Source organism: Desertimonas flava (assembly GCF_003426815.1).
Classification (GTDB): domain Bacteria; phylum Actinomycetota; class Acidimicrobiia; order Acidimicrobiales; family Ilumatobacteraceae; genus Desertimonas; species Desertimonas flava.
This window is the reverse complement of sequence record NZ_QKYK01000031.1, coordinates 19,524-36,493: the sequence shown is the minus strand read 5'-3', so window position 1 is coordinate 36,493 and position 16,970 is coordinate 19,524. Positions and strand designations below refer to the sequence as shown.

General features: G+C 67.5%; 15 protein-coding genes. 10 read left to right on the top strand and 5 right to left on the bottom strand.

Going from position 1 to position 16,970, the window contains the following annotated elements:
- Positions 1–174 precede the first annotated feature (174 nt).
- Genes DN771_RS24135 through DN771_RS24100 form a run of 8 tightly spaced genes read left to right on the top strand, consistent with a single transcriptional unit; the run spans position 175 to position 8,148 of the window.
- On the top strand, positions 175–1,206 hold the full coding sequence (locus DN771_RS24135) for a hypothetical protein (RefSeq protein WP_117000136.1): 1,032 nt from the start codon (positions 175–177) through the stop codon (positions 1,204–1,206).
- Positions 1,203–1,739 (top strand): hypothetical protein, encoded by a 537-nt coding sequence (locus DN771_RS24130; protein ID WP_162942355.1) that lies wholly within the window; start codon positions 1,203–1,205, stop codon positions 1,737–1,739. Before DN771_RS24135 ends, DN771_RS24130 begins: the two co-directional genes overlap by 4 nt.
- Positions 1,739–2,053 carry a hypothetical protein gene (locus tag DN771_RS24125; protein WP_162942354.1) on the top strand — a complete coding sequence of 105 codons (315 nt, stop codon included), beginning with the start codon at positions 1,739–1,741 and terminating at the stop codon, positions 2,051–2,053. Before DN771_RS24130 ends, DN771_RS24125 begins: the two co-directional genes overlap by 1 nt.
- A gap of 14 nt (positions 2,054–2,067) precedes the next feature.
- Entirely contained in the window at positions 2,068–3,147 is a 1,080-nt protein-coding gene (locus tag DN771_RS24120) for an NAD-dependent epimerase/dehydratase family protein (RefSeq protein ID WP_117000133.1), read from the top strand.
- A complete protein-coding gene (locus DN771_RS24115) occupies positions 3,144–5,108 on the top strand; it encodes a glycosyltransferase (RefSeq protein WP_162942353.1) in 1,965 nt (654 codons plus the stop codon). The genes DN771_RS24120 and DN771_RS24115 overlap by 4 nt, the downstream gene beginning before the upstream one ends.
- A 34-nt stretch (positions 5,109–5,142) precedes the next feature.
- A complete protein-coding gene (locus tag DN771_RS24110) occupies positions 5,143–5,466 on the top strand; it encodes a hypothetical protein (protein ID WP_117000131.1) in 324 nt (107 codons plus the stop codon).
- The gene (locus tag DN771_RS24105; protein ID WP_117000130.1) at positions 5,463–6,638 is read left to right on the top strand and encodes a glycosyltransferase family 2 protein; all 1,176 of its coding nucleotides are present in this window, start codon (positions 5,463–5,465) and stop codon (positions 6,636–6,638) included. The genes DN771_RS24110 and DN771_RS24105 overlap by 4 nt, the downstream gene beginning before the upstream one ends.
- Before the next feature lie 4 nt (positions 6,639–6,642).
- Positions 6,643–8,148: a bifunctional glycosyltransferase/class I SAM-dependent methyltransferase gene (locus DN771_RS24100; RefSeq protein ID WP_117000129.1), complete on the top strand. Its 1,506-nt coding sequence runs from the start codon at positions 6,643–6,645 to the stop codon at positions 8,146–8,148.
- Between the two features lie 49 nt (positions 8,149–8,197).
- On the opposite strand, the gene DN771_RS30175 is transcribed toward DN771_RS24100, so the two are convergent.
- The 4 genes from DN771_RS30175 to DN771_RS24080 form a co-directional block, all read right to left on the bottom strand.
- Positions 8,198–8,701, bottom strand: a complete 504-nt coding sequence (locus DN771_RS30175) for an acyltransferase (RefSeq protein ID WP_191912177.1) — start codon at positions 8,699–8,701, stop codon at positions 8,198–8,200.
- Between the two features lie 131 nt (positions 8,702–8,832).
- The gene (locus DN771_RS24090) at positions 8,833–10,719 is read right to left on the bottom strand and encodes a hypothetical protein (RefSeq protein WP_162942351.1); all 1,887 of its coding nucleotides are present in this window, start codon (positions 10,717–10,719) and stop codon (positions 8,833–8,835) included.
- The gene (locus DN771_RS24085; RefSeq protein WP_162942350.1) at positions 10,668–11,918 is read right to left on the bottom strand and encodes an acyltransferase family protein; all 1,251 of its coding nucleotides are present in this window, start codon (positions 11,916–11,918) and stop codon (positions 10,668–10,670) included. Before DN771_RS24085 ends, DN771_RS24090 begins: the two co-directional genes overlap by 52 nt.
- Positions 11,918–13,501, bottom strand: a complete 1,584-nt coding sequence (locus DN771_RS24080; protein ID WP_227462464.1) for a L,D-transpeptidase family protein — start codon at positions 13,499–13,501, stop codon at positions 11,918–11,920. Before DN771_RS24080 ends, DN771_RS24085 begins: the two co-directional genes overlap by 1 nt.
- 509 nt (positions 13,502–14,010) lie before the next feature.
- On the opposite strand from DN771_RS24080, the gene DN771_RS24075 reads away from it, so the two are divergent.
- Together DN771_RS24075 and DN771_RS24070 are read left to right on the top strand one after the other, a co-directional pair.
- The gene (locus DN771_RS24075) at positions 14,011–14,316 is read left to right on the top strand and encodes a hypothetical protein (RefSeq protein WP_117000124.1); all 306 of its coding nucleotides are present in this window, start codon (positions 14,011–14,013) and stop codon (positions 14,314–14,316) included.
- Positions 14,313–16,178, top strand: a complete 1,866-nt coding sequence (locus DN771_RS24070) for a glycosyltransferase (protein WP_117000123.1) — start codon at positions 14,313–14,315, stop codon at positions 16,176–16,178. Before DN771_RS24075 ends, DN771_RS24070 begins: the two co-directional genes overlap by 4 nt.
- On the opposite strand, the gene DN771_RS24065 is transcribed toward DN771_RS24070, so the two are convergent.
- Positions 16,161–16,946 (bottom strand): alpha/beta hydrolase, encoded by a 786-nt coding sequence (locus DN771_RS24065; protein ID WP_117000122.1) that lies wholly within the window; start codon positions 16,944–16,946, stop codon positions 16,161–16,163. The genes DN771_RS24070 and DN771_RS24065 overlap by 18 nt on opposite strands.
- Positions 16,947–16,970: the final 24 nt, after the last annotated feature.

Sequence of the window (16,970 nt, the reverse complement as noted above, 5' to 3'; positions counted from 1 at the left end):
CTCTCTGGGATCGTCGTCGGAGTGGCCGGAGCCCTGACGCAACGATGCCCGCCCCGGGAGCCCGGCGGTGAAACAGTGACGCCGAGTTCTCGCGGATCGCTAGCGTAGTCGCGTGCCTGCAGGACGTCGCCGCATCCTGCCCCGCCTCCTCTCAGCTCTGCCTCATCGTCGCGTATGACTCTTCGTTGCTACACCAGCTTCACCGTCGCCTATCTGGCCAAGGCCCGGGTTCTGGCCGAGTCGGTGCGACGTCATCATCCGGAGTGGGAGATGAACGCACTTCTGTGCGAACCGGTCCCTGATTGGTTCCGTCTCGAGGACGAACCGTTCGACGCCGTCGTGAGTCTCGAGGATCTCGACATCCCGGCCCTCGCGGGTTGGGTCTTCATGCATGATGTCGTCGAAACCTGTACCGGAGCGAAGGGGGCCGCTCTCGCACATCTGCTCGCCCGTCCGGACACCGACGCGGTCGTCTACCTCGACCCGGATGTGGAGGTGTTCAGCCGGCTCGATGCAGTCACGGATGCCCTCGACGCGGGCTCGATCGTCCTCACACCGCATCAGCTGCGCCCGGAGAGCAACGATGTCGGAGTGTTCGAGAACGAGGTGACGGCGCTCGTGCACGGCGTCTACAACCTCGGCTTCCTCGCCGTCGCAGCCGACCAGCAGGGGCTCGACTTCGCTGCATGGTGGCGTGATCGTCTGGTCGACTACTGCTTCGACGATCGCATGTCTGGCCTCTTCACCGACCAGCGCTGGTGCGATCTGATCCCGGCGCTGTTCGACCGTCATGTCATCCTGCGCAGCTCGTCATACAACGTCGCGCCGTGGAACGTCGGACAACGCTCGGTGTCGAGAGCCGACGATTCCTTCGTCGTCAACGACCTTCCGCTGGCCTTCTTTCACTTCTCGGGAGTGGACGGTGAAGCGGGACGGGCGATGCTGGAACGTCACGGCGCGGACTCGGCCGTGTACGAGCTCTGGGAGCAGTATTCGACGGCCCTGCTCAAAGCCGGACAAGACGAGATCGGCGGATGGGCGTGGCCCTATGACCGGTTCTCCGACGGCACACCGATCACGGCCCAAATGCGGTCCTGCTACCGGCACATGCCCGAGGTGCGGGCCGCCTTCGCCGACCCCTTCGCGGTCGACGAGTCGGCGCCGACATTTCTCCAATGGTGGCGCTCGGCGGATCGATCCTCATGAGAGGCCTCACCGGAGCTCTCGTCACAAGCTCGTCGAGCGAGCGGGCTGAGACGCTCGCCGACCTCGCGGCCGCGGCGGGCGCAGCCGGCCTGTCACTGCAGGTGGTGTCCATTCCGGAGCTCGAGACCGATCGATGGTCGCAGCCCGAGCTGTTCATCGACGTCGTGATCGCAGCGGACTCCACCGCCCTCTTGGCCGTGCGGGCTGACATCGCCTACCACAACCCCGGCTGCGCATTCGTCCTCGTGGTCGGGGACGAACGTCGCGATCCGACGCCGACGACCTGTCGGGCGATGCGGGAGGCCGACCTGGTCGTGGTGCTCGGCTCGATGGGCAGCGCGTGCTTCGACGAGCCGCTCCGCGCCCCGATCGTCGCTGCCGCGGAGCCACGTCTTCTCGACTGGAATCAGGTCGTGTTGCGGGCGAGCTCGCGCCGCCGCGCAGCAACCCGGCTCCTCAGTCGCCAGCCGTACGGGGAGCAGATCGGGCGTCTCGATGTCCCGACCGCGCACACCGAGCCGAAGGAAGCATGATGGGAAGCCCTCAATCCGCCAGCGACGCCGATCTCGCCGACGCCAACCTCCGAATGGCCGCGATCACAGCGCGCCGCGAAGCAGCCACCCTGCGGAATGCGCTGGCCACCGAGCGGCGTCGCACACGCGACCTTGGAGCGGCGCTGGCTGACACCGCGTCGGAGCGCGACGACGCTGTTCGACAGCTGCACGAGAGCCAACGGCTGCTCGACGAGCTGCGCTGCGAACTCGACGCGACCCTCCGACGACGCAGTGTGCGGGCGGCATCGGCCATCGCCAGACTTCTCCGGCCGCCACGCGCCAACCACAAGTAGCCTCCTCCGGCGTCATGTCGAGAGTCCTCATCACCGGTGGTGCCGGCTTCATCGGATGCCGGCTGAGCGGTGCCCTGTTGAGCATCGGCGATGACGTCGCCGTGCTCGACAACCTGCATCCACAGGTGCATCCGTCGCGCACTGTTCCGGACGATCTGCCGGCCGACGTTCGGTTCGTTCCGGGGGACGTGACGGCCGTCGGCTCGTGGGCGGCCGTGCTCGCCGCTGTCCGGCCGGACGTGATCGTACACCTCGCCGCCGAGACCGGGACCGGCCAGTCGCTCACCGAGCCGACGAGGCACGCCGGTGTCAACGTGGTCGGGACCGCCGCAATGCTCGAAGCACTCGAACACTCCCACCATCGTCCGGCCCACCTCGTCCTCGCGTCGAGCCGGGCCGTGTACGGAGACGGCGCGTGGGCCACCGAGGCCGGGGAGGTCTTCTATCCCGGCCAGCGCCATGCGGCGCAACTCGAGGCCGGGCAGTGGGACCATCGTGCCCCCGACGGCGGACTGGCGCACGCGGTGCCGTCCGTCGCCGGGCGCACGGTGCCCGATCCGACCAACGTGTATGCGGCCACCAAGCTGGCCCAAGAACACCTGCTGAACTCGTGGGCCCAAGCGAGGGGCGTCCACGTCTCGATTCTTCGCCTTCAGAACGTGTACGGCCCCGGGCAATCGGTCACGAATTCGTACACGGGAGTGCTCACGTTCTTCGCGCGGACCGCGCTGACAGGAGGCGTGATCGACGTGTACGAGGATGGCCAGATCGTTCGTGACTTCGTCTTCGTGGACGATGTCGTGGCTGCCGCGGTCGCGGCCGTACAGCTGCCGGCGAACCGGCTCGTCGACATCGGGTCTGGTGATCCCACGACGATCCTTGCTGTCGCCGAACTGGTCGCCACCGCGTGTGGCGCGCCGACCCCGCGAGTGAGCGGCCGGTTCCGCCACGGCGATGTCCGAGCGGCGTCGTGCACGATCGACGCCGCCACGGCCGAACTCAGCTACGTCCCGAAGACGTCGCTGGCCGACGGCATCGCCGCTGTGCTGGAGTGGATGCCCACCTCCTCCGACTTCAGGGCGGCGGGCGGATGAGCGTCGACAGAGCGTCGACCCCCCTCGACGCGCCGAGCACGACCACCACCGCGATCGTGGTCGTGAGCGGACCGGTCGACCACTACGTACCGACACTGCAGGCGCTGCGTGCTGCGTTGCCGAGCGTCCGCCTGCTTCTCGTCGCCGCCGGCGACCCGGTGACCTCCACGATCGCGAACCGATTCGCCGCCGAGATCAGCCAGGCGCCCACGCTCGCCGCCGCCGTCGACGCGCTGCGAGGTGACGGCGGAACGTTCGCCAACCATGTCTTCGTGGTGACGGCTCCGGTCCTGGTGCCTCATGGTGTGCTCGACCGGGCGCTCGAGGCTGTGCAACGCGATCTCAGGATCGCCACCGTCTCCTTCCTGTCCAACAACGCCGGACTCCTGAGCATCCCGGAGCCGAACACCCCGACGTTCCATCTCCTCGCCAGTCACGACCAGCATTCGGTGACCCGCCGGCTCCGTGGCATCGCCCCGGCCGGCGGCGTCGTGTCGATCCCGATCCCCGCTGGGTCGGCACACCTCCTGTCGCGGCACGCGCTGTCCGTGTGCAACGGCTTCCGGCACGACAGCCCCTACTCCCCCAACGGCCTGGTCAGTGAGTTCGCGCTGCGGGCCCAGCGCCGCGGATTCGTCTGCGCCGGCGATGCCGGGACGTTCGTGCTCGCCACCGCCGACCTCGGCGCGACGGCCGTCGACCCGATCGACGACCCGGCAGAGGGGATGGCGTTGCGCGGTGAGCATCCGTTCGTCGACGTGGCGATCGATTGGGCCGTGACCGCACCCGAAGGCCCCGCCGCGCTCGAAGTCCGGGCGGCCGTCGCGAAGGTCACCGGCCTGCGCGTCACCATCGACGGGCGGTGCCTCGGCGACCGGGAGATGGGCACCCAAGTCCAGACCCTCGCCTTGGCTCGGGAGCTCGCCGCACGAGACGACGTGCAACTCGTCACCATCGCCACCAACGGGCCGGTGCCCGGGTACGCGTTCGACGTGTTCAACCGCCCCAAGGTGCGTCATGCGCTCATCGAAGGGGCCGATGTCAGCGGTCTGCCGCAGGCCGACGTGCTCCACCGCCCGTATCAGCCCGACACGTTGCTGCCGATCGACGACTGGCGGCGCCACGCTCGGCGGGTGCTCGTCACACTCCAGGATCTCATCGCCTACGAGGTCGGCGCCTACGCCTCGAGTGCTCAGGCCTGGCTCGACTACCGCGAGGCCCTCCGACTCGGCGCCTCACGGGCCGACGGCGTGATCGTCATCTCGAACGACACGAGAGCCCAGGTCGCTTTCGAGCGCCTCGATGTCGCCCCGGACCGGCTCTTCGTGGTTCCGAACGGCACCGACCACTTGACCGGCGGCGAGGCGGAGTCCGTTCCCGACGAGCTGCTGCGACGCGGCTTCGGCGCCGGTCGCTTCGTCTTCGTGCTGGGAGCGAACTACGCCCACAAGAACCGCGACCTGGCGATCGCCGCGTGGGATGTGGTGAGACGACGGCACCGGGACGTCAGCCTCGTGCTGTGTGGCGCCTCCGTACCGCACGGATCGTCGCGGCTCGCCGAGGCCACGGTGGAGACATCCGACCCGTCGTCGCTCTACGTGCTCCCCGACGTCACCAGTGCCGAACGGAACTGGCTGCTCCGGCACGCCGAGGTCGTGATCTATCCGACGTCTGCGGAAGGATTCGGCCTCGTGCCGTTCGAGGCCGCCCGCTTCGGCACGCCGACGGTGAACGTCGGGTTCGGGCCACTCCGAGAGGTCAACCCCACCGTCGATCAGCCCGGCACGTGGGGCGCCGAGGAGTTCGCGGCGACGATCATCCGCCTCGTCGCCGACCCGGAGGCCGCCGCCAATCGGGTCGCGGAGACCCTCGCCGCGGGGGCCTCCTACACGTGGGCCGGAACAGCAGACGGACTCGTCGCTGCGTACAGGGATATCCTCTCGCGAGCACCTGTCCGCTGACAGTGCGCACGGTTCGCACGGAGCTTCCCACACCATGACCGACCACATCACCGACCGGCTCACGGACGAAGACGTCCCCACCGTCGGAGCGTCCGTCGAGCACGGCGCAGACACCAATCTCGATCGGCTCAACCTCGAACAGGCTCTGCGTGACTTCGAGGTTGCCAACCGTCGGGTCGTCGATCTCGCCCACCGCGTGTCGAGCCTGAACCGCGAGCTCCTCGACACTCGGGCCGAGCTCGCCCAAGCCACGATCGAGCTCGGCGAGGCCCGGCGTTACGTCGACCGCATCCGCGGGTCCCGCCTCTTCCCGCTCGTGCGGGCGATGGCGCAGGCGGCGAGGACACTACGGCGGTGACGTCACCGACCGAACGCGCCCGAGTCCTGTTCTGCATCACGGTCTACAACGGCCGTGACTTCGTTCCCGACGCGATCCGATCCGCAGTGCGCATCGACGTCAGCCGCCACGACGTCGACGTCCTCGTCCTCGACGACCACAGCCCAGAACCGGGGTGGAGCGAGGATCTCGAGGAGCTCTGCACATCGCTCGGCGTGCGGTACTACTGCTCCCCTCGCAACCTCGGCATCCCACGCAACGTCAACCTCGGCCTGCTCGCCGCGTGTGACGAGGGCTACACCCACGTCGTGATCGCCAACAGTGACATCATCGTGCCCGCCAACATCGTCAACGCACTCGTCGACGGGTGCCGGTCCGACCCCCGCGTCGCGTCCGTGACCGCATGGTCGAACAACGCGTCGATGTACTCCATCCCCAACGGCGATCCTGTGGGCCACCTCGGAGCTCAGCAGCGAGTCGACTGGCTCTCTTCCACCCTCGCCGCCGCCAACGGTGACACCGTGGTCGACGTCCCCGCGGGGATCTCGTTCTGCATGATGATTCCGACGTGGGCCGTGCAGGCCGTCGGGTTGATGGATCCGGTGTTCGGTCGCGGGTACTGCGAGGAGACCGACTGGAGCCGCCGCAGCCTCGCGTCGGGCTATCGCTGCACCCTCGCCACCGGGGTCTTCGTCTACCACGCCGGCAGAGGCTCGAACGAGAGCGCCGGACTCCTCCGGCCCGGCGCGACCTCGGTCGACGAGCACGAGCTCATCGTCGACATGCGCTACCCCGACTTCCGCGGCGAGGTCGGTCGATACGGTGCCAGCGGCGAGCTCGAGCGGCTCTTCGATGCGGCAACGGTCACCATCGCCAAGGCCGCGACACGCGAGTTCGGGTACGACATCGAGGTCGGGTACCTCGGTGACGCCCGAACCGGGGAACACAAGCCCGTGGTCCGCATCGCGCCAGGCGAGCTGAGCACGGTGACGGTCGACTATCTGGGATTCACGGCGAGGCTGCCTCTGACGGGCAGCCTCAGCGAAGGCGACCTCGCCGAGCGCATCATCGACTTCGCGGGAGGGATGCCGGGGAGGGTCAATCTGCTCGACCGGGGCCCGCGCACTCAGCACCTGCTCGACGCGCTGGGGGCGTCCAACGCGATCCGTCCCGTTTATCCGCAACGGGTGTGATTCGGTGACGCATCCCGTGGCAGTCGAGACGCCCGAGCACCTCATCGTGGTGCTCCCCGTCTACAACGAGGCGGACTCGATCGCCGCGGTGCTCGCCGAGATCGCCGAAGCGGCGCAACGCCTCGCCATCACGGGCGTCCGCACGTCCTGCATCCTCGTCGACGACGAGTCGCCAGATGGCACGGGTGCCATCGCGGTCGACGCTGCCCAGCGGTATCGCCTCCCCCTGACCACGGTCGTCGGTCAGCGCGCCGGGCTCGGAGATGCGATGCTGCGGGGCCTGGCCGCTGCGCTCCAAGAAGTGCCGACGGCCGTCGTGACCCTGGATGGCGACGGGCAGCACAACCCGGCCGACATTCCCACGCTCTATCGAGCCTTCGTCGCACGCTCCGCGGACATCGCGATCGGCAGCCGATGGACCCGGGGCGGCAGTGCTCCTGGAACAACCCCCGGGCGGGCCGTCGGGTCGATCATCGGCAACTGGGCGTTCCGCCTCGTCACCGGAACGCGAGGCGTGAAGGACGCCACCACCTCCTTTCGGATCTACTCGCCAGCCGCGCTCCGTGTCATCCTCGCCTCGGACTCGCAGCGCTTCAGCGGCTACAGCTTCTTCAGCACCACGATCGCGCTCGCCGAGGCCCACGGGCTCGTGATCACCGAGGTACCAATCGAGTTCCGGCCCCGCTACAGCGGCCAGTCCAAGCTGAACCGTCGGGAGGTGTGGCGCTACTTCTCCACGCTGGGACAGCTCCGAACAGAACGCCGGAAACTCCTCCCCACCCACGACGACCCAGGCCCGTACAGGGCTGCCGACGAGCTGAAACAGCTCTCCGAGGCGACGGCGTGGAACACGTTCGTCGTCGAGAAGTCCGTCGAGGGCATCGAGACTCGTTCGGTCCGGTCGATACTCGAAGTCGGCGCCGGTCGCGGCGGTATCACGGCGCGGCTTCGCGAGCGATTCCCTGACGCCGTCGTCACGGCGATCGAACCCGACGCGGCCAACCATTCCGCGTTGCACGAGGCGTTCGCTGACGATGATCACGTCATCACAGTTCACGGAACCCTCGCCGACTGGTCGGGGGCTCCGGCCGATCTCATTGTGTACTACAACGTCCTCGAGCACATCGACCACGACACCGCCGAGCTCAAGTCGGCTCGAGAGGCCCTGCGCCCGAATGGCTGGTTGAGCATCTTCGTGCCGGCCAACGAGGCGATCTACGGTCCCATCGATGCCAAGTCGGGCCACTATCGCCGCTACACAGCGGCTCACCTGTGTGCGACGGTCACCGACGCCGGACTCGAGGTTCAGCACATCAGCTACGCCGACCGGCTCGGTGTGGTGCCGTACTGGATCAACTATCGGTTGCTCAACAAGTCGACCATCGCCGAGTCGTCGGCGACGCTGTTCGACCGGGTCTACGTGCCGCTGATGCGCTCGACCGAACGGCTGCTCGGTCGGCTCTCCTTCGGCAAGAATCTCGTCGCCGTTGCCCGGCGGCCGGAGAGCTGATCACGCGGGAAGTTGGCTCTGTAACTGCTGGCGACCAGCGGATTCTCCGTCAGTCCAGTGGAAGCAGCTCGTGGTGCCACGAGATGCCACTTCGCACGACTCGTGCTGGGACACCGACGCAGAGCGAGTTTCCGGGAAGGGTGCTCGTGACCACCGCACCGGCTCCGACGACGGTGCCGACGCCGATCGTCGTCCCCTTGAGCAGCAGGGAGCGCTGACCGACCCACACGCGATCGTCGATCTCGACGTCAGCCGGCGGATTCAAACGTCGCCCCGAGGACACCTCGACGATGGAGTGCATGTCACTCACGGAGATGTCCACGTCCCCACCGAAGAGACAGCCGTTCCCGATCGAGATGGAGCCCGGCTCGTGAGCGAGCAGCCGGCAATGTCCGCTGAAGCCTGAGTCTCGGCCCACGCGTATGCGCACCCTGTCGCCACAGTGGATGAAGAGGTTGTGCAGCGTGCAGTTCTCGGCGATATCGATCGAGCAGTCCGAACCGACGTCGATCCAGAACCCCGGACTCGTCGCACAGTCGGCAGCGAGTCGCACGCTCGAACCGGCACCTCTCAGATTGATGGTGCCTGCGGATCCAAGCGGTGCCATGACCTCGTTCGCCGCGCAGTCACCAATGATCTCCAATGACGAGCCCTCCCGTTTGTATCCAAATGCTACGGACAGTCCTACGTGGTGACCGAATCTGCCGGCTCCGGCCGTCCGAGGACGAGGCGACTCAGACACACCTCTCCGGTCCCGGCGAATCGCAGCCACAAGGCATCAGGCACGTCGTGGATGAGCGGGATCACCACCACCTCGTCGGCATCACTGAACTGGATCCACTCGAAGGGTGAGGCGTGTCCAGTAGCCGCCGGCGCCGACGTTGGCCCACCGACGACACCGACCGCTCCCGCTGCCGATCCCGGTGTCCACTCGGCACGTACGAAGAGTTCCGCCGCTCGTGCTGTGACTGTCCCCAGCGGGATGTCGACATACGAGCCCGAGACGTCGACGCATGTATCTGGCAGATCGAGCTCCTGAAGCGCTTGGAACCGAGCGCGAACCACCGATCCGTCGGCCTGCACCATGTGGCTGGGCGCGAGGCGGTACATCGCCCGTTCGTCGTACAGCCCGATCACCTTCGACACGAGGCTGTACGGGTAGAGCTGGGGGATCTGTATGCAGCAGGGCACTTGGGTGTCGTACACCCCGCTGAAACCGGGCGAACCGGCTGCGGGAGCTGTCGCCGCGAACCGTTCGAAGTACCGACCGCTCGCCCAACCCGTGGAGACCCGGAACTCCGATCGAACCTCGCGCGCCGCTTGGACGGACACCGCGACGAACGCGACGCCGGCAACCACGGCGATCGCACTGAGGTGTCGACGTGCGAGGCGAATCGTGCGTGGCACGCCACTGGTCGCGAGAAACAGCACCAGCGGCACGAGCCAGACGACATCGGCGAAGTAGCGCAACTCCCGACCGTAGGCCGGACCCGCCTTACCCACCCTGCCGACCGCGACGAGCGCGACGTGAGGGAGAACCACGGCGGCTCCAACCGCCCACGCCCGCCAGGTTCGCCGGCGCCTCGACGCCGCTGCGCCGGCGAGCAGGACGACAGCGACGACTCCCGCGACGACGGTCCACATGCGCACCGGCGTGGCGTCGGCCGAGGTGATCCGCAGACCCACGAGGGCTGGGAAGAGTCCTTCGAAGAGCGCGTACCACCCGAAGCGGACGACGGGTCCGATGCCGGAGCGTTCCGGGAGTTCATCCGAGTAGGTGTGGCTGAAGTAGTAGCCCCAGTACACGAGAAGGACCGCGAGACACGCACCACCAACCGTCGCTGCTCGTCGCCAGAAGACCCGACCAGCGACCCCTGGAGCCATCTCCTCCCGGTAGAGAATCGCCATCGCGGCCAGGGCGAAGCCCACCGTCAAGGTCTGCTCCAGAAACGTCATGCCGGCTCCAAGGGCCGCTGCCGCAAGCAGGCACCACCACCATCGGGCGGTCCGCACGTACATCAGTACAGAGAGCAGGACGACGAGCGAGAGGATGTTGACGGGCCACGAGTTCAAGGCTGCGGCGAACCACACCACCGAGCGAATGTGCAGCAGGCTGAAGCTGAACGCCAGCACTGCCACACAGCGAACGGCCGCAGACGCCCGAAGAAGCCGACCGAGGCAGTCGATGAGCAGCGCGCACATCACCAGGGAACCGCATTGGAAGACAATCGCCGGCCACCAGCGCCCACCGAACGCGTCGTCGTACGCCGCGATCGCCAGCCGGTAGCCGGGGAGGAAGTGCCCGAACAGGCTGCGTTGCAGATAGGTCCACCCGAACGACATCTCGCGGCTCAGGTTGACGTTGACGAAGTCATCGGATTGGAAATAGCTGGGGCGCAGTGACCAGCCGAGCAGAGTTGCGGACACCGCGACCCCCACGAGGGCGAGGAGCATCCACCACGTGTCGCCCGACACCGATCGGAGGCGCTCTCTCAGCGGGTGCGTCTCACCCGCCGGCGTCATGCCGGCCGCTGGTGCGTGCGCGGCCACGAGCGCCCTCGCAGTGCCCATCCGCGGCCTATCGCCTGAGCTGGGCGCTCGACCAATGCCCAGCTGAGCGCTGCGGCGCTGAGCGACAAGAGGAGGACGATCCCGATCTTGACGGCCGCAGGCGAGACGTCGGGCGGAGCGATCAACGGCCCGCGGCCGTAGACGGCGAGGATGATCGGGAAGTGCCACAGATACAACCCGTAGCTCCGGACTCCGAGCCACACGAAGGGGCGGTCGACGGCGGTGACCGGCTGCGTGACGCTGCTCGAGCACGCCAGCAATGCAGGCACAAACAGCAAGCCCAGCAGGAACTCGAACCCGGTGAACCAGACCCAGTGTGTGTAGTTGGTCGCCCGCTCGATGAACACCAGCGCCAGCAAGCTCGGGACGAGCAGCATGAAGATCAGAATCGATCGTGGCAGCGCGGTCACAACCCTCGTCGGCAAGCGCAGGTCGTGTTGCGTGACCAGCCACTTCAGCCCGATACCGACGGCGAACAGGGGAAGGATGCCGACGAACTGGCGGGCGAGAAACAGGCGCGCCATGTGGTCCGGGAATCCTTCTGCGAAGTAGAAGTCCTGGAGACCCGAACCTGCCCTGGCCACGAACAGGCGGTAGCCCAATCCGATTCCGATCATCGCGACCACGGCCCAGCCACGGGTGATCCTCGTTGCCAAGGAAAGAAGGGGCATCACGAGGTAGAGGATCATCTCGATCGTCAGTGTCCACAGGACGCCGTTGACGTTCAGATTGCTCGCTGTCTCCGGAAAGAGGTGCTGGGTGAACGTGGCGTTGGCCAACACCTGCTTGGCGCCCTGCGAGGAGAACAGCAGCTGGTGCTCGGCGAAGAACAGGAAGAGGAGCGCGACGTTGAGGTAATACGCAGGGGCGATGCGGAAGACGCGCCTCGTGTAGAAGCTCCGCAGTCGCCCGGGCTGCCGTTCGCCCCAGAAATGGTCGGCCAACAGGAACCCCGAGAGAACGAAGAACAGCGAGACCCCCCACGTCCCGAACCCCTCGACGAGCCAGTAGCCGCGAAATCGCGGGGTCGTGCCCAACGACCACGAATGGTGGAAGACGACGGTCAGGGCAGCGATGCCGCGCAGCACCTCGATGCCGAACAACCAGTTCCGTTGCCTCGCTGGAGCAGCACCGGTGATGATCGATGCGGCGTGCCTCTCGGCCGGAGCCGCGGAGAGCGGCGCGGCAGGCGCGCTCACTAGAGGACGACGACCTTCGTTCCGACCGGTGCCCAGTTCCACACCCAGAGCGCATCGGCGGTCGTCTGGCGCACGCATCCGCCCGACAACGGCAGACCGAGCTGCTCCGCCGACTGAAGGGGCACACCATTGCGATTGGGAATCTCGTGGAAGCCGATGCGACCACCCTGAGGCCCGTAGGCGAATCGCACCATGTAGCGCCACCGAATGCTCGGATTGTTGGCCGAGTACGTGTACATCGAGCGCGAGTACACGTAATAGGTACCGGCGTATGGCTCGTACATGCGGCCCGAGACGCGGTGGGTCTTCACGACGTTGCCGTTCTCGTCCACCGCCCAGATGCGCTGCTGCGCCCTCGAGTAGACGATTCGACGCCCGCTTCCGGAGTTGAACGGCAGCGGCGAGGCAGCCGCCGGGTTGTACAGACCGAGCGACCGGAGCGTGGTGATGTCGGCCGTTCCCGTTGCGGGAAGGCCCACCGCCTTCTGATAGGCGATGAGTGCGTAGTAGGAGTCCCAGTCGAAGTAGTCGTCGACGGCGCCGTTGAAGAGCCCGAGCTGACGTAGCCGGCCCTCGACACAGGCTGATCCGTCCTTCGACCCGGGGCTGACCTCGACCACGAGGCCGCAGGTGGCGGACGGCGGGTGCTTCCAGACGCCGAGGTACCACAGGGTCCACGAGTCGCCCACCGAGTCGGAGCGGATGCCGATGTTGTACTGGTACTGGCCGATGATGAATGCCGAGGTCCAATCGAACGTGCCGTCGGCGGTCGCCCCGGTGAACCCGAGCTGCCGCAGCCGGGTCTCCACGCACACCGAGCCAGCGGTGGCGTCGAGCCGGATGGGGACGCTCGTCGAGCACGTCGGCGCCGGCGGCGCCTTCCAGACCCCGAGGCGCGAGAGCGTTTGCGGACCGGCGAGGGAGTCGGCCGGCAGCCCGACGTTGAACTGGTACTGGCCGATCATGAAGGCGCTGGTCCAGTCGAAGTTGTCGTCGGCGTTCGAGACGAGACCGAGCTGGCGCAGCCGGGTTTCGAGGCACCTGGCGCCGAGCCAGGATCCGAGCCGGACCTGCACGCTCAGCGTGCAGGTCGGCGCCGCCGGCGTGCGCCAGATACCCAGCCGGGAGAGGATGGCCTGGTCGGCGACGCTCGTCGCAGGAATGCCGAAGTTCCGCTGCAGCTGGCCGATGACGAATGCTGACGTCCAGTCGAACGTGTCGTCGACGGAGCTGATCAAGCCGTACTGGCGCAGACGAGATTCCACACACCTCGAACCGAGCCACGAATTCATCCGAACCGGCACGCTCAGCGCACACGTCGCCGCAGCGGGCGATCGCCAGATGCCGAGCGAGACGAGGGTCGCCTGATCGGCGACTCCCGTGACGGGCAATGCCTGCTCGGTCTGGAACTCCCGCAATGCCGCCACCGACGTTGCGTCGAAATCGTTGTCCACTGGCCCTGGGGTCAGGCCCCACTGGATCAGACGTGACTCAACGCAGGACGACCCGAGATACGACCCAGCGCGCACCGGGTAGCCGATGAAGCAGGAGGGAGGGGGTGGCGCAACGAGCGCGGCGGTCATCATCATGTCGTCGAGCGACTCGGCGGGCAGGCTCTCCGATGTGGACGGCTCCGGCGTCGACTCCTCAGGCTCGGACTCGGCTGGCTCCGACTCGGCTGGCTCCGACTCGGCTGGCTCGGACTCGCTGGGTTCGGAAGGAGGCGCGGTCGGGTCGGCCGTGTCGGGCGGGACCGTGGGTGGGTTCGTATCCACGGGCGGCTCAGTCGAGCCGACGGGGTCGGATGTCGGTGGCGGAGTCGACGGTGGTTCGGTCGGCGCGGGATCCGTCGTGTCGGCAGTCGCAGGGGGAATGTCGTCGGGCGGCGTCGACGCTGCAGCGATGCCCGGGGCGAACGTGGACAGCACGACAGCCATCGCAGCGGCAACCATGGCGACTCGCGCAGGAAGTTGTCTCGTCAGGCCTCGCATCGGGCGGGAGCCTAGTCGGCGAGGCAAGGCGGAGACCTTCCACCCCTCGGTCGAGGTCGTGGCAACGGGCAACCGAAACGCCTGGGTAACCTCCGACCCCCATGGCAACGCCCACCGACCCGCACGGTGCCGATGCCGACGGCATCGACATCGCCTCCGCCAGCTTCCGACTCGACGAACTCCGTCGCCGGTCCGAAGAACGCACCGCAGAACTCCGTGAGATTGCGGCGGCGCTACCGGCTGTCGTCGGTCGGCGGGCGATGCTGCGGTCACTCGTCGGGGACACGCTCGCCAATCCAAACAAGGCCGAGATCGCCCGGCGCGGGCTCGGGCGGGCCCGTCGCGTCCCACGCCAGGCGCTCAACGCAGTCATCGCCCGCCTTCGTCGTCGTCCCGTCGGGCCGTGACCCGTCCGGGCCGACCCAAGGCCGTCGAGGTGTTCGTCGGCGGAACAGGGAACGCGTTCATGCGCGACATCGCCGACTGGCTCGCCGAGGCAGCGACGATCTGTGGTCGCGATGCCACGGTCGTGACCGACCGGCTCCCGCACGACCCGGGCACCATCAACCTCGTCGTGGCGCCTCACGAGTTCTTCGCTCTCAACGATGCGGATGACGCGGTGTTGAACGCTGCAGCGGCGGTCAGCATCCCGGTGATGACGGAACAGCCCGGGACACCCTGGTTCCAGATCGGCCTGTCGTATTGCCGCCCATCGGCGCTCACCATCGACATCAATCCGCACGGGGTCTCCGCCATCGAACACGAACGACTACCGGTCCGGCGCCTATCACTCGGCGCCGTGCCCTCGATGATCGCTCCGTCGACAGCGCGTGACATCGATGTTCTCTTCCTCGGCGGTGACACCCCGCGCCGTCGCCGGGTACTCGCGTCGCTCGGCCCGGTGCTTGCCGACCGCATTGCCGAACTGCGGCTGTTCGACTTCGCGACACCGGTGGGGGCTGACACCCCGGGGCTGGTGTTCGGGCACGACAAGTTCGAACTGCTGGCGCGCTCGCGGATCCTCGTCAACGTCCACCGCGACGGTGCGTCACCGGGCTACTTCGAGTGGGCGCGAATGGTCGAGGCCATGGCCAACGGATGTGCCGTGGTCACCGAACCATGCAGCGGCTTCGAGCCGCTGCATCCCGACCGACACTTCATCTCGACACACGACATCGCCGGAGCGATCGAGGACCTACTCACCGATGCCCAACGGATCACGGAGATCGGCGCGGCAGCACATCGGGCGGTGACCGAGGAACACCCTCTGGCGTCGTCTCTCGGACCGCTGCTCGAGGACCTGGACAGCATCGACGTCGCCGCGCCCGACCGCCGACGCCGACGCACGATCCGCCGCAACCGCATTCGTCGGGCCCACACGACCAACGTGCTGCCCGTGTTCCGGCCAGCGACGGAGATGCGACTCCGCGTCTACCGGGCGATGCTGGCTGAACAGCAGATGCGCCGCGACATCGACGCCGCTCAGTGCGAACTCCGCCACGGGGAACCGGGCCATGTCATCGAGATCGCGACACCGGCCCATGAGATCTCGGTCGCCGCCGGCGAGATCCCCGAGGTCAGCGTCATCGTCACTCTGTTCAACTACGCCGGCGTCGTCACCGAGACACTGGAGTCCATCGTCCGATCCGTCGAGATCAGTCCCGAGATCGTGGTCATCGACGACCACTCGAGCGACGATGGTCGACAGGTCGTCGTCGACTTCATGGAGCGACACCCCGACGTGCCGATCCTCCTCCTCGGCCGGGAGGACAACCACGGGCTGGCAGCGGCGCGGAATCTCGGGATCGAACGCTCCCGCGCCGACAAGATCATGGTGATGGACGCCGATAACACGGTGTATCCGCGGTGTCTCCGTCGACTCGCGGACACGCTCGACCGCGACCCCGATGCAGCATTCGCCTACGCCACGCTGGAAGCGTTCGGCGTGGACCCCGGTCTACGCAGTCAGCTCGCCTGGCACGTCCCGTGGCTCTGCGCCGCCAACTACATCGACGCCCAGGCGATGGTCCGACGATCGACGTATGTCAGGCACGGCACCTACCGAGACAACGATGAATGGGTGTACGGCCTGGAGGATTGGGATCTCTGGCTGCGACTCGCTGCGTTCGGCGAGCGCGGCGCGCACATTCCGCAAATGCTGGGGCGCTACCGCACTCAAGCCTCCTCGATGATCTCCGTGACCAACCTCGCGGCGGACATGCTCCGCGAGCACATCGAGCAGCGGTACCCGTCACTGCCCTGGCGTTGACTCCGCGGCGGACTCGTCGACGGCCCTGAAGCGGTCGAGCCAGCCGAGGAGCACGGCCACGGCACGGGGATCGTGACGCAGCCGATGACCGGCGCCGGCGAGCAACCTGAGCTCGGCGGACCCATGCGCGGCGGCCAGCTGCCGGGCGTCGGACGTCGGCACGCTCTCGTCGTCGTCGCCGTGCATCACGAGGAGCGGCCGGGGGGCGAATCGGCGGGCTGCGTCGGTGGGACGGAATCGACGGAACGCCCGGCTCCAGTCCTCGAACGACGGAGGAAATCCGGGGGTCGTGATGGCGCCGATCTCCTTGGCGTGTTCGAGGAATCGCCGCGGATGGTCGGCCCAGTCGTCGAAGTCGGCCCTCGGCCCGAGCAGGGCTGCGGCGCGGACGCGCCGGTCGTCGGCGGCGACGCAGATCGCGATCGACCCGCCCGTGTTGGTACCGATCAGGGTGACCTGGCTGGGGTTGGTCTCGGCGACGATGTAGTCGATGGCCGCCCGGAGATCGTCGATCCAGCCCTGGAGCGAGAAGTCGCCGTTGCTGGTGCCGGTTCCCCGGAAGTTGAACATCATCGCCGCGTAGCCGAGGTCGTGCGCGATGCGGTCGACGAGTTGCGGATACGTCATCGCCGACCGCCGGGCGTCGAGGGGTCCCATCGGGAACCCGTGGCACAGCACGGCCGCCGGTCGCCGTTCGTTGTCGGTGCCGGCGGGCACGGCGAGGTGGCAGGCCAGCGAGACGGTTCCCGAGCGGAACGTGCCTTTCACGGTCGGGTCACGACGGCCGGCCCA

Coding starts and splice junctions, on each gene's coding strand:
- DN771_RS24135 (WP_117000136.1), top strand. CDS start 175: ATGACTCTTCGTTGCTACACCAGCTTCACCGTCGCCTATCTGGCCAAG.
- DN771_RS24130 (WP_162942355.1), top strand. CDS start 1,203: ATGAGAGGCCTCACCGGAGCTCTCGTCACAAGCTCGTCGAGCGAGCGG.
- DN771_RS24125 (WP_162942354.1), top strand. CDS start 1,739: ATGGGAAGCCCTCAATCCGCCAGCGACGCCGATCTCGCCGACGCCAAC.
- DN771_RS24120 (WP_117000133.1), top strand. CDS start 2,068: ATGTCGAGAGTCCTCATCACCGGTGGTGCCGGCTTCATCGGATGCCGG.
- DN771_RS24115 (WP_162942353.1), top strand. CDS start 3,144: ATGAGCGTCGACAGAGCGTCGACCCCCCTCGACGCGCCGAGCACGACC.
- DN771_RS24110 (WP_117000131.1), top strand. CDS start 5,143: ATGACCGACCACATCACCGACCGGCTCACGGACGAAGACGTCCCCACC.
- DN771_RS24090 (WP_162942351.1), bottom strand. CDS start 10,719: ATGGGCACTGCGAGGGCGCTCGTGGCCGCGCACGCACCAGCGGCCGGC.
- DN771_RS24080 (WP_227462464.1), bottom strand. CDS start 13,501: ATGACCGCCGCGCTCGTTGCGCCACCCCCTCCCTCCTGCTTCATCGGC.
- DN771_RS24075 (WP_117000124.1), top strand. CDS start 14,011: ATGGCAACGCCCACCGACCCGCACGGTGCCGATGCCGACGGCATCGAC.